This is a genomic window from Polaribacter sp. ALD11 (genome assembly GCF_002831685.1).
Classification (GTDB): domain Bacteria; phylum Bacteroidota; class Bacteroidia; order Flavobacteriales; family Flavobacteriaceae; genus Polaribacter.
The window spans coordinates 3325808-3339878 of record NZ_CP025119.1; the positions used below are offsets into that span (position 1 = coordinate 3325808).

Annotated in this window: 8 protein-coding genes; 3 read left to right on the forward strand and 5 right to left on the reverse strand. The window is 31.6% G+C overall.

Annotated features, from left to right (window positions below):
* Positions 1-85 precede the first annotated feature (85 nt).
* Positions 86-688: a hypothetical protein gene (locus tag CW731_RS14415; RefSeq protein WP_100947386.1), complete on the reverse strand. Its 603-nt coding sequence runs from the start codon at positions 686-688 to the stop codon at positions 86-88.
* Between the two features lie 168 nt (positions 689-856).
* On the opposite strand from CW731_RS14415, the gene CW731_RS14420 reads away from it, so the two are divergent.
* The gene (locus tag CW731_RS14420) at positions 857-2533 is read left to right on the forward strand and encodes a formate--tetrahydrofolate ligase (protein WP_100947387.1); all 1677 of its coding nucleotides are present in this window, start codon (positions 857-859) and stop codon (positions 2531-2533) included.
* A gap of 96 nt (positions 2534-2629) precedes the next feature.
* Here CW731_RS14420 and recQ read toward each other — a convergent pair whose 3' ends face one another.
* The 4 genes from recQ to gyrB all read right to left on the reverse strand — a co-directional run bounded on the left by recQ (position 2630) and on the right by gyrB (position 9065).
* A complete protein-coding gene (gene recQ / locus CW731_RS14425; protein WP_100947388.1) occupies positions 2630-4741 on the reverse strand; it encodes a DNA helicase RecQ in 2112 nt (703 codons plus the stop codon).
* Positions 4742-4880: 139 nt separating this feature from the next.
* A complete protein-coding gene (gene mdh / locus CW731_RS14430; protein ID WP_100947389.1) occupies positions 4881-5807 on the reverse strand; it encodes a malate dehydrogenase in 927 nt (308 codons plus the stop codon).
* Positions 5808-5939: 132 nt separating this feature from the next.
* On the reverse strand, positions 5940-6947 hold the full coding sequence (locus CW731_RS14435; RefSeq protein WP_100947390.1) for a DUF6588 family protein: 1008 nt from the start codon (positions 6945-6947) through the stop codon (positions 5940-5942).
* A 177-nt stretch (positions 6948-7124) separates the two neighbouring features.
* Complete coding sequence (gyrB, locus tag CW731_RS14440; protein WP_100947391.1) at positions 7125-9065, reverse strand: DNA topoisomerase (ATP-hydrolyzing) subunit B; 1941 nt, start codon at positions 9063-9065, stop codon at positions 7125-7127.
* A gap of 561 nt (positions 9066-9626) precedes the next feature.
* Here gyrB and CW731_RS14445 point away from each other — a divergent pair.
* Positions 9627-12137: a TonB-dependent receptor gene (locus tag CW731_RS14445; protein WP_232734683.1), complete on the forward strand. Its 2511-nt coding sequence runs from the start codon at positions 9627-9629 to the stop codon at positions 12135-12137.
* Between the two features lie 63 nt (positions 12138-12200).
* Complete coding sequence (locus tag CW731_RS15860) at positions 12201-13964, forward strand: glycerophosphodiester phosphodiesterase family protein (RefSeq protein ID WP_232734684.1); 1764 nt, start codon at positions 12201-12203, stop codon at positions 13962-13964.
* Positions 13965-14071: the final 107 nt, after the last annotated feature.

Consider the following 14071-nt stretch of genomic DNA (forward strand, 5'->3'; position numbering starts at 1 on the left):
TTATTTTTGGTGATTGTTTTTTGTTATTTATAGTGTGATACTCCTAAATTTAAAGGGGTTGCAAAAAATGGAAATGAGTACATTTTTAGCTAATGTAGTTTTGGGGGCCAGCTCTAACTTCTGGCTCTTTGTAAGAAGTTCTGTTCTTTGTAAAAGAATTGTTTTTATTAACTTTATATGCAATTTTATAAAGTTGATCTGTTTTGTGTTGCTCTAAGTTTTTTGCGAGAGCCAAGTAATTTACAGTTGTAAACCTATCCGAATTATATTTTATTTCAAATACAAATTGATCATCTAAATTAGAGATATCAGTTTTAACTGTTAGTTCATGAATATCAATATTGTAATTAGAAGAGTTGTTATTATCTTCTTTGTCTTTAGAATTTTGATTTAGAATTAATTTATGCTGACTTTTGAGAACTTCTTTAATATTATTTATGCCAACAGCACTATAATAAGAAATTTTTAAAGTGCCTTTTTTGTTTGTTTTGATTGTAATATTTACAACGCCAAGTTTTATTAGTTCTTCTTTTACTTTAGCAACGGTGTTTTTAATATTTTTTTTGTTGATTTTAGAGTCAATAAACTCTAGAACAATTTCTTGATTTGGTATTGAAATTTGCTCCTGAGATGCACTAAAGTAGAGAAATAATAAAAAGAAAGTACTAATGTACCATTTTGCTTGCATGAGTCAAATATATAAAAATATTGCTTCTTAGTTCTTAATTAAAGAATCTTATTTAATTCTGTAATACGTAGTTTTATAGTGTAATGGTATAAGAGTTTTAAATATTCTTATTTTTGACTATATTTATTCTCTTAAAAATCAAAAAACAATAATACGTAAATAGTAGCTATGGAACATCAATCTGATATTGCAATTGCGCAAGCAAAAACACTGCAACATATAAAAAATATTGCTAAAAAATTAAATATAGAAGAGGACGACTTAGAAATGTACGGGAAGTACAAAGCAAAATTACCATTATCTTTAATAGATGATGAAAAAATAAAAAGCAACAATTTAGTTTTGGTTACCGCCTTAACACCAACACCTGCAGGTGAAGGGAAAACTACCGTTTCTATTGGTTTAACGGAAGGTTTAAATAAAATAGGAAAACAAGCAACCGTTGTTCTAAGAGAGCCTTCTTTGGGGCCTATTTTTGGAATGAAAGGTGGCGCTGCTGGTGGAGGATATTCGCAAGTTGTACCAATGGAAGATATTAATTTACATTTTACGGGAGATTTTAATGCGGTCGAAAAGGCAAATAATTTATTATCAGCATTAATAGATAACAACATTCAAAGTAAAACCAATAACTTAAACATAGATCCTAGAACTATTCTATGGAAGCGTGTGATAGATATGAACGATAGATCTCTGCGTGATATTACCATTGGTTTAGGAGGTACTTCTAACGGTGTGCCAAGGCAAGACGGGTTTAATATTACTCCCGCTTCTGAAGTGATGGCAATACTTTGTATGGCTTCAAATTTAGAAAATTTAAAAGAACGTTTAGGAAACATTTTTATCGGTTTCACTTTTGATAGAAAACCGATTTTTGCAAGAGATTTAAAAGCCGAAAATGCGATGGCTATTTTGTTGAAAGATGCCATTAAACCTAATTTAGTGCAGACATTAGAAGAAAATCCTGCGATTATTCATGGCGGACCGTTTGCAAACATTGCGCAAGGAACAAATACTATTATTGCGACTAAAATGGGACTGTCATTATCTAACTATGTTGTTACTGAAGCAGGTTTTGGTGCGGATTTAGGAGCTGAAAAGTTTTTGAATATCAAGTCTCAGTTTGCGAATCTAAACCCTAAATGTGTGGTTTTGGTTGCTACTATTAGAGCTTTACGTCATCATGGAGGTGCTAAATCAGAAGAGTATAATACAGCAGATCTAGAAAAAGTGAAAGACGGATTTAAAAATCTTGAAAAGCATATTGAAAATATTAGAAAATTTAACATAGAACCGGTGGTTGCAATTAATTCTTTTGTTTCAGATTCTGAAGAAGAAGTGAAGTTTGTAATTGATGCCTGTGCCAGCTTAGGAGTAAAAGCAGTTTTGTCTGAAGGTTGGGCAAATGGAGGTGAAGGAACTAAAAAATTAGCCGAAGCTGTCGTAGATGTTGTAGAAAACAAAGCAACCCAATACAAACCTTTGTACAATTGGAAATCTCCTATTAAAGAGAAGATTGAAACTATTGCAAAAGAAATTTATGGAGCAGATAAGGTTGTTTATGATACGAAGGCTGAATTAAACCTTAGAAGAATAGATAAATTAGGATTTAATAATTTTGCTGTTTGTATGGCAAAAACACAAAAATCTTTTTCAGATGATGCGAATTTAATAGGAAGACCTACTGGTTTTACAATAACCGTTCGTGAAATTGAAATAGCTGCAGGTGCAGAGTTTGTAATTCCTATCTTAGGAAAAATGATGCGAATGCCTGGGTTGCCATCAATTCCTGCGTCCGAAAATATGAGCATTGATAATAATGGTGTTATTTCTGGATTGTCTTAAAAAGGAAACCTCACAGATTTTTATAACCTGTGAGGTTTCAATTTTTATGTGTATAGTTCTAAATAAAATTTTGATTAAGGCATGTATGAAGTGATGCTATTCATTTTTTAAAATAAGAGTAATACTCAGTCTTATTTCTCCATAAGAAACTTCTTCGTTTAGTTTCTCGTAAATTGGTTTCAGTTCGATTTTTCGATCCAATTTATTAAAAGCAATTCTTACTTTATCTAGAACTTCTTTGGTAACATATTTTTCTAATACTACTTCTTTTCCTTCCGAGTATAATTGAGATAAATGTGAGAAAATAGTGGTAATTGATAAACTTCTTTTTTCTGCAATTTCTGTCGGATTAAATCCTTCTTTATACAAGTTAAAAGTTTCTTGTATTGTAGTTGTTTTTTTAGGTTTACTTGCTCCTTTAAATTTGCGAATAACAGTCATGAATTCTTCGCCATATTTTTCCATTTTGTTCATTCCAACTCCGGAAATCGCTAGAAATTCATTTTCGGTTACAGGAAGTTCACTTGCCATTAATTTTAATGTTTTGTCATTAAAAATGATGTAAGCTGGCATCTTCTCTTCCTTTGAAATGGAGTATCTTAATTTTTTAAGCGCTGTAAATAAATCTTTATTTGTCTCGCTTCCAATTGCTGTTTTTACTGTTTTTGGTTCCTTCTTTTTATCGTCAGCGGTTAAAGGAGTTGTTAATCGTATTGTTTTTTCTCCTTTTAAAACCTCCCAACCGATTGGAGTTATTTTTAAAGCAGAATTTTCGCTATACATTATTTCAATCAATCCTTGGTTTGCCATTTGAATCACATAATCTCGCCAGTCGAAGAATGAAATATCCTTTCCTATTCCATATGTTTTTAGAGTGAAATACTGTTTTGTATGAATGTCTGCGTTATTGCTTCCTCTTAAGACATTTATAAGCATTGTTATTCCATCTTTTTCGCCCATTCTTACAATTCCAGAAAGTGCTTTTTGAGTTAGAATAGTGCCTTCAAAATCTTTTGGCGGATTTTCGCAAACATCACAATTGCCACAGTTCTCTGTAAGATGTTCTCCAAAATAAGATAATAATATTTTTCTCCTACAAGATTTAGCTTCTGCAAATTGAAGCATTCTGTTTAACTTCTCCTTTTGCATCCCTGTATTGGCACCATTATCTGCAAATTGACTATACAGCACAAAATCTCTCATATTGTAGTACAACATGGTTTCTGATGGTAATCCATCTCTTCCTGCTCTTCCTATTTCTTGGTAATAGCCTTCGAGGTTTTTAGGTAAGTTATAATGAATTACAAAACGCACATTCGATTTATCAATCCCCATTCCGAAAGCAATGGTGGCAACAATTATTTTGGTATCGTCATTTATAAAATCGGTCTGAGTTCTTTCTCTTTCTTCGTGATTCATTCCGGCGTGATAAAATGCTACGGAATGCCCATCTTCTTTAAGATAACTGGCTACTTCTTCTGTGTTTTTTCTACTCAAACAATAAATAATACCGCTTTCGTTTTTTCTTCGTTTTATAAAAGAGACAATTTCTTGTAGCTTTTTCTTTTTTTGGACTTGCCCTCGTACTTCTATGCTTAGGTTTTTTCGGTCAAAAGAAGAAATAAATAATTTTGAGTTTGTTAAACCTAATTGTTGCTCAATATCTTTTCTAGCAGATTTGTCTGCAGTTGCAGTTAATGCCATAAAAGGCACATTTGGAAGCGAATTTCTAAATACTTTTAATTGGGTATATTCAGGTCTAAAATCATGCCCCCACATACTTACACAATGTGCTTCGTCAATAGCAACTAATTTTATATTTAGTGCTTTTAACCAAGTGTTACGAACCGATATCAATTTTTCTGGCGATAAATACAATAATTGTAAGTCGCCATTAATAGCGCTATTAATTACTTCGTTTTCTTCTTGAGGAGATATAGAGCTGTTAAAAAAAGCTGCTTTTATTCCGTTTGATTTTAAAGCTTGTACTTGGTCTTTCATTAATGAAATAAGCGGAGAAACTACAAGTGTAATTCCATCAAAAACCAATGCAGGAATTTGGAAACACATCGATTTCCCACCACCAGTTGGCATCAGTACAAAACTATCTTTTCCGTCTATTGTTCGGTTGATGATTTCTTCTTGTAACGGACGAAAGTTTTCGTAACCAAAAATATTTTTTAAAAGGGTGTGTGTTTGTTTCTTCAATTTTTAGCAATTAAGTAGCAAAAATACGTATTGAGTCCTAGAATTGCTTAGGTATGTTTGAAAATGTTTAACAAAAAAAATCCAACTCAAAAGAGTTGGATTTTATGATGTACTAATATTTAAAAACTAAATACTTTTTCTATAATTCTAATAAACCGTTTGTTTTAGTAACGCCTTCAGCAGATTCTTGTAAATGTGCTTTTTCAGCATCACTTAAATTAATTTCTACAATTTTCTCAATTCCGTTTTTACCTAAAACAACAGGAACTCCAATACATAAATCGTTCAAACCATATTCACCTTCTAATAAAGTAGAACAAGGGAATATTTTTTTAGTATCACAAGCAATTGCTTGTACCATACCAGAAACTGCAGCTCCAGGAGCATACCAAGCAGAAGTACCTAATAAACCAGTTAAGGTTGCACCACCAACTTTAGTGTCTTGCATTACCTGCGCTAATCTTTCTTCAGAAATAAATTCTGAAACAGGAATAGAGTTTCTTGTTGCTAATCTTGTTAAAGGAACCATTCCTTTATCTGAATGCCCACCAATTACCATTCCGTCAACATCAGAAATAGGCGCACCTAAAGCTTCTGCTAATCTATATTTAAAACGTGCAGAATCTAAAGCTCCACCCATTCCTATAATTCTATTTTTTGGAATTCCTGTAGTTTTATGAACTAAATAGGTCATTGTATCCATAGGATTAGAAACCACAATGATAATTGTATTAGGAGAATGCTCGATTAAACTAGCAGATACCATTTTTACAATTCCAGCATTAATTCCAATTAATTCTTCACGAGTCATTCCTGGTTTTCTAGGAATTCCAGATGTAATTACACAAATGTCAGAATTTGCAGTTTTAGAATAATCGTTTGTACTTCCAGTGATTTTAGTATCAAAACCATTTAAAGAAGCAGTTTGCATTAAGTCCATTGCTTTCCCTTCTGCAAAACCTTCTTTAATGTCTAAAATAACAACTTCAGAAGCAAAATCTTTAATAGCAATGTATTCTGCACAACTAGCACCTACTGCACCTGCACCAACAACTGTAACTTTCATATTTTTATTTTTTAATTATGTTGAATATATTCTTCGCTAAAATACGAATTTTTAGACAAGGTATTCGTTAATTTAAAGCAAAAAAAAGACATCTAAACGAGATGTCTTTTTTTTGTTGTATTTTAAATAGTATTATCTAATACTAATTGCTATACCTAAATTAGCAGTATTATATTCTTGTAAAGTGTAGCTTCCAAAAATTTTGAAAAACCCTAAACTTAGTCTTGCACCAATAGTAGATCTAAATCCGCTAGCATCAAACTTTGAGTTTATCGGGTCGTTTACCTCTCTTTTTTGACCAGCATAATTTAATTCATACTTCCCTAACATTTTAAGAGTTGAATTTCCAGAACCGTATCCTACACCTCCATATAAATTGATGATAGGAAAGTTTAAAGAAGCAATTGCTTGAACCGTATATGAGTTTAATTTAAATTCCGCAAGACCATTGGTAACATCTACATCTCCATTGTCTGTAATGTTATAATCAACATTCATCGTTGTATAGGCTGCAAGTAAAGATACGTGTAATGGTGTTTTTCCTATTGGACCAAACCAATCTGTAATTTCTTTTTTTAATCCAATACCAAATAAATCCCCTTTTACATCATCAGAACCAACTTTTGGCACGAATCTTAAGCTTACTTCAAACTTGGCAGGTAAACCTACATTTAATTGAACTGCTGGGGTTGGAACTGCACTTAGTGGCAAGCTTTCTTTGACTCCTCCAGGAGCATCAAAAGTTGTGTTATAGTTTATAAGAGGATTATCTGGATCATTATAATTAACCACTGTAGATGGAGTTATATCTTCAGAACCTGCAACAGTTGCCGCTGTGATACTTCCTGTATTTATGGAGGATAAACCAGATAATGTAAACATTTCATCTTCCTCTGGCACTAATGATGCATTTAAACCAATTGAAATATCGAACCCAAAAGGTTTATGAACTTTTGCTGTGTGATACCAACCGTTATTCATACCATAAATTAAACCTTTCATGGCAGGACTAATATAGGCATTAATTAATTTACCTCGATCGTTATCGTTTGCTAATAGGTATCCTTCAAAACCATCTTGTGCTTTTGTGTTGAATGTTAAGGCGAAAACACCTAAAAAAAATATAATTGATTTTTTCATTTTAGAGAAATTTAATTAGTGGTTAGCTATTATGGTGGCAATATATAAAATTATGTTAAAATACCTGTTAAAGGAATCTGTTTTTCCTTAATAAAAGAGAAAAATACCTACCTCTAGGTATTAAAAAACCCTAACTTAGAGCTAGGGTTTTTATTACTATTTTTTTGTGTTTAAAATCTAAACATCAATTTTTGCATATTTCGCATTCTTTTCTATAAACTCTCTACGTGGTGGTACTTCGTCTCCCATTAGCATAGAAAAAACTCTATCTGCTTCTGCAGGACTATCGATTACAACTTTACGTAAAGTTCTAAATTCAGGATTCATTGTAGTGTCCCAAAGTTGTTCTGCGTTCATCTCACCAAGACCTTTATAACGTTGAATAGTTACAGAGCCTCCCATGTTTTTTGCAATAACATCACGTTGGTCATCATCCCAAGCATATTCTCTTTTTTGTCCTTTTTTTACTAAATATAAAGGTGGTGTTGCAATGTAAATATAACCTTGCTCTACCATTTCTTTCATGTATCTAAAAAAGAAGGTTAATATTAAGGTAGCAATATGCGATCCATCTACATCGGCATCACACATAATAACTACTTTATGATATCTTACTTTAGATAAGTTTAAGGCTCTTGGGTCTTCTTCTGTACCGATAGAAACACCTAAAGCTGTAAACATGTTTTTGATCTCTTCGTTTTCAAAAACTTTATGTTGCATTGCTTTTTCAACATTCAATATTTTACCACGTAGTGGAAGAATTGCTTGAAAGTTACGATCTCTACCTTGTTTTGCTGTTCCACCTGCCGAATCTCCCTCAACTAAGAAAATTTCACATTGTGCTGGATCAGTTTCTGAACAATCTGATAATTTCCCAGGCAAACCACCAATAGACATTACTGTTTTACGTTGCACCATTTCTCTGGCTTTACGTGCAGCGTGTCTTGCGGTTGCGGCTAAAATTACTTTTTGAACAATTATTTTAGCATCGTTAGGGTTTTCTTCTAAATAGTCTGTTAACATTTCTGATACTGCTTGCGATACTGCAGCAGAAACCTCTCTGTTTCCTAACTTTGTTTTGGTTTGCCCTTCAAATTGTGGTTCTTGTACTTTTACAGAAATAATGGCTGTTAATCCTTCACGGAAATCATCACCAGCAATTTCGAATTTTACATTTTTCAGCAATCCAGATTCATCTGCATATTTTTTTAAGGTATGTGTTAAACCTCTTCTAAAACCAGATAAATGTGTTCCTCCTTCGTGTGTGTTAATGTTGTTTACATACGAATGTAAGTTTTCTGCATACGAAGTATTATACACCATGGCAACTTCAACAGGAATTCCGTTTTTTTCACCTTCCATAGAAATTACTTGCGACGTTAATTGCTCGCGAGTAGAATCTAGGTATTTAATAAATTCTGGTAAACCTTCATCACTATGAAAAACTTCAGAAATAAAATTTCCTTCATCATCAGTGCTACGTTTGTCTGTTAAAGTAATTGTAATTCCTTTATTCAAAAAAGACAATTCACGCATACGAGTTGCCAAGGTATCGTAATTGAATTCTGTAGTTTGCTTAAATATTGTTTTGTCTGGTAAAAAAGTTACAATTGTACCTGTAAAATCGCTTTCTCCAATTGTTTTTACTGGATATAATGCTTTTCCTTTAGAGTATTCTTGTTGCCAAACTTTTCCTTCTTTGTGAACGGTTGCTACTAAAAGGTCTGAAAGTGCGTTTACACAACTTACACCAACACCGTGTAAACCACCAGAAACTTTATAAGAATCTTTATCAAATTTACCACCAGCACCAATCTTAGTCATTACTACTTGTAAAGCAGAAACGCCTTCTTTTTCGTGTATTCCTACAGGAATTCCACGTCCGTTATCTTTAGTAGTAACAGAGTTGTCTTCATTTATTGTAACATCTATTGTATCACAATAACCACCCATTGCTTCATCAATAGAGTTATCGACAACTTCATATACTAAATGATGTAAACCACGTACACCAACGTCTCCAATGTACATTGAAGGACGCATTCTAACGTGCTCCATTCCTTCCAGTGCTTGAATACTGGAAGCATCATAACTGTATGTTTTTTTTTCTTCGCTCATTATATAAAGTGAATTATTAGTTTTTAGGTTGATAAAATTCGTCTATAAAAAAAACAAATTTAATAAACTCAAATTTACGTTTTTTTAAGACCATTTAAAAGCTTTTTAATGATTTTAGCTTGAAAATATAAATATTTAATGATTTTGTAAAAGTGTCTTAAAAGTCTTAAAAATACTTTTAAAATTAATTTTAATGTTTTTTATTTCAGATAGAGCTTAGAGATAATTAAAAGTAGCTTAAAACTTTTATTTTCAAATTCTAAAATATAATAATTTGTCCTTTTAAGGTGTTGTTAAGGCATTTTTTAAGTTGTAAAGAGATTGTATAGTAATAAATAAGTTAAATTGAAAAATGTGGCCAAAAATAAGTAGCTACAATGTTTGAATATTTAAAATAGATAAAAATTAGTTGATAAAGCTGTGGTGTTATTGTTTCGTAAATTATATGTAAAATAACGTTTTTTAGTATTAGAAAGGTAACTTTTGTATGATTTTAAGTTAACTGAAGTTTAGTAATACAAGGATAAATTTGTGTTCGAATTTAATCATAAACTGAAAAAAATGTATTTTAAATTTTTACTTACTTTTTTAACATTATTTAGTATTACCACAGTTAATAGTCAAAATACAGGCGTATTGAAAGGGGTAATAATAACAGAACAAGGCCAACCTATAATGGGTGCAAATGTTCATATAAAAAGTTTATCTATTGGAACAACTTCTAATGAGAAGGGAGAATTTATATTAAAAAAAATAGCAAATAATTCTTACACAGTAGAAGTATCATATTTAGGGTACAATACAGTTTCTAAAAAAGTAGTTGTAAATAATTCAGAAACGATTCAGAATTTCATATTAAAAGAAAGTTCATATATGCTAGAAGGTGTTGTTATAACATCTCAAAAAAGAGAGCAAAAGAATAAAGATGTTCCTATTGCAATCACATCTTACGGAACCGAGTTTATCGAAAACCAAGGAACTTTTGAATATGATGCTTTGTCAGAATACGTACCTGGTTTTCAAGTGCAAATTCAAAGTGTAAATAATCCTGGTATTGTTATTAGAGGGATTACAAGTGATAGTGGAGATTCTAGGGTAGAACCAAGAGTGTCAATTTTTCAAGATGGTGTTTCTATAAGTAAGTCGAGAGGTTCTGTAGTAGAACTGTACGACATAGAACGTATAGAAGTTTTAAAAGGACCACAAGGAACATTATTTGGTAGAGGAGCACAAATTGGTGCGATGCACATCATTCAAAATAAAGCAAAAAACGAAACATCTGGTGCTGTAAAAGTTGGTTATGGTAATTACAATCAGATTTTAACTACCGGTTACTTTAATGCTCCTGTAGTAGAAGATAAATTATTTTTTAGAGCGGCTGCGATCTATAATAAAAGAGATGGTTTTATAAAAAATCTTTCTGGAGGAGATTTAAACGGAAAAGAAACTGCTGCGTTTAGAACTTCTTTTAAATATTTAATAAATGATGATACAACTTTAGATCTTATTGCAAACTGGCAAAAAGATACACCTCCAGGAACCTCTTTTAAAAGTGGAACGTATGCTCCTTTAGGAGGAGATACAAACCCGAATACTTTTGCAGATCTAGAAAGAGGAGAAGAATTAGGTTTAGATAGAACTGTTTGGGGTGTTACTGGTATTTTAAAACATGAGTTAAATGATATTTGGGACGTAACTTCTACAACTGCGTATAGAAAATTTAATTCTGATGAGGCTTTTGATGCAGATGGAACGGTTGCTCCGGCTTTATTTTTTCATGAAATATCAAAAGGAAAACAATTTAGCCAAGAAGTTAGATTTAATTTTGATACTGATGATAAATTTAGAGGTTTTTTCGGAGCCAATTTCTTCTATGAAGATGGTTCGCAAGAAGTGCCCTGGGAATTGGATGAAAGAAGTTTTGCAATGTTAATCTTAAATCCTGCTGCTTTCGTTTTAAATGGAATACCAACTTTATTGCCAAATATACCTAATGATCCTGCTGCTTTTGGTGCAATAGCAGGCGCTCCTTTAAGTTCTTATAATAAAGAAAGGAATACTAATTTTGGTAAAAATTATTCTGGAGATATTTTTGCTGACGCTTCTTATGATGTTACAGATAAATTATCATTTACGGTAGGTTTAAGAGCTACTTGGGAAGATATTAATGCAGCCTATCAAGTAGAAGATGCTGCAACTCCCTCGAATTTAGGGTATTTAACAGGCAATTATCCCAATATATTATTTGCGACTACAAACGGAGAAAAAATAGAAGCGAGTGAAAGTTTCTTATCAGCAGTGGGGCGTTTTGCAGTAAATTATGATATAAATAATAATATTACTTTATTCGGTACAGCAGCTAGAGGAAGAAGACCAAACGTTATTAGTGTTACAGCAACAGAAACGAACATCTTGTCAGACGAAACGGTATTGTCTTACGAAATCGGAGCAAAATCGCTGTTTTTAAACAATAGATTACAGTTTGATATGAATGCTTATATGTATGCGTATTCTAATTTTCAAACAACAATTACTAAGTTTGAAAATGGAAAATTAGTGTCTACGCCAGAAGATAGCGGAAACGCAAGTTCATTTGGTTTTGAAGCAGCTGCGCAATATGCTTTTACAAAAAGCAGTAGTTTTTTCGCAAATTATGGGTACATCGACGCTTCTTTTGATGATAAAGATTCTAATGGAAATGAGCAAGTACTAGCGGGAAATACATTTAGATTGACTCCTAAGCATTCATTTTCTATCGGGTTTAACATCAACCCAAAAATAAACGAAAATTTAGAGTTCTTTTTTAGACCAACATACACCCATAAGTCTAAAGTATTTTTTGAAGAAACAAATTTACCTAACATTTCACAAGATGGTTATGGTATTTTAAATTATAGAGTAGGTCTTACTATAAACAAAACGTATGAACTTGGGTTTTATATGAATAATGCTTTAAACAAGCAATATATTATAGATGCTGGTAATACAGGTGGGGCTTTTGGAATTCCGACATTTATAGCTGGAGCACCAAGGTTTTTTGGAGCGCAATTAAAAGTGAAATTTTATATCTAATAATTATAATAGGAATACTATCTAAAAAAAAATAGATAGTATTCTTTTTTAAATAGAAAAACAATGAAAAAATTGAGTATTACATTTCTTTTATTAATGCTATTTATTACTATTGTAAAAGGGCAAGAAGTTGTAAGTTTAGCTACAATTAAAAATAGTATTCATAAGAAAGAAATTAATGTAGCGGGAATGAAATTAGGAAATGAAGCCAAAATAATTTGGTCTAAAGAATACAAGGAAAAAAAAGCTCCAATTGCATTTGTATACTTGCATGGTTTTGGCGCAAGCAGTAGAGAAGGTGAACCAGTAATGAGTCTACTTTCAGAAAAATACAATGCCAATGTTTATATGTCTCGTTTAAAAGAACATGGTTTAGATAGAGATGACAACTTCGTGAATTTGACACCAGAAAATTATATTGCCTCTGCAAAAGAAGCTTTAGAAATAGGAAAAACTATTGGAGAGAAAGTAATTTTAGTAAGTACTTCTACAGGCGGAACTTTAAGTTTAAAGTTAGCTTCAGAAGATACTACTATTGCAGGTTTAATTATGTATTCGCCATTTATAGGACTTAAAAACCCTGCATTTGCAGCAATTCTAACACCAGAAGGTAAAGCCAGATTTATAAAAAGTAATGGTAGTGAAATTATGAAACAGAATAGACCAGAAGAGGAAGCGAAATACTGGTCAACTTCTTATCATATTAACGGCTATGAAGCTTTAGTTAAAATGTTAATAAGTAACATGACTTCGGAAACTTTTTCGAAAGTTAAGATTCCGGTTTTTGTAGGTTACTATTATAAGAATGAAAAAGAACAAGATCAAGTAGTTTCTGTTTCTGCTATTTTAAAAATGTACAATGGTTTAGGAACTTCTATTGATAAAAAAACTAAAAAGGCATTTCCAGAAGCAGGAAACCATGTAATTGGGTGCGATTTAAGATCTAATGATTGGAAAAGTGTATATGATGAAACTGTAACTTTTATTGATGCTATTATTTTAGAGAAAGAACAAAAGTTCGATTTTGATTTACAAGGTCATAGAGGAGCAAGAGGTTTATCACCAGAAAATACAATTCAAGCTTTTAAGAAGGCGTTAGATTTAGGTGTAAATACACTAGAATTAGATGTTGTAATTAGTAAAGATAACAAGGTGGTAGTTTCTCATGAACCTTGGTTAAATGAAGAGGTTACTTTAGATGCCGTAGGAAAGAAGATTACTAAAGAAACTGCTTTGGCTTTTAATATGTATAAAAATAAATACAAAAAAATAAAAAGTTACGATGTTGGTTCTATTGGAAACCCTAAGTTTTTAGAGCAGAAAAAAGAAGTTGCTTACAAACCATTATTATCTGAAGTAATTACTTTTGCTGAAGCTAAAAATAGTGAAATTCGGTATAATGTAGAAATTAAAAGTACACCAACAGATGAAGAAAAAGGATATCAACCTTCCGTCGCTGAATTCTCTAATCTTGTAATTGAGCAGTTAAAAGAATCAAAATTACCTTTAGAAAGAATAACAGTGCAAAGTTTCGATCCTAGAGTTTTAGAATATATTCATAAAACAGATCCAGAGTTTACTTTGGCATTTTTAACGTATCAAAATGATTTTGAAACGAATCTAAAAATGTTAAGTTTTGTACCAAAAATTTACAGTCCGTACTTTATTTTATTGAATAAAGAAGAGGTGAAAACGATTCAAGATAAAAATATGAAAGTTATTCCGTGGACGGTAAATAAAAAAGAAGACATGGTTAATTTATTAAAAATGGGTGTTGATGGAATTATTACAGATTATCCCAATATTGCAATTCCTTTAAGAAAATAAGTGTTTTAAATAAAAGTAGTAAAATACCCTAATTTTATCTTTGTATTTATTTAGACTTAAAAGTTAATAAGTAGTTTTTTTATAAATAGACTTGTATATTTTACAAT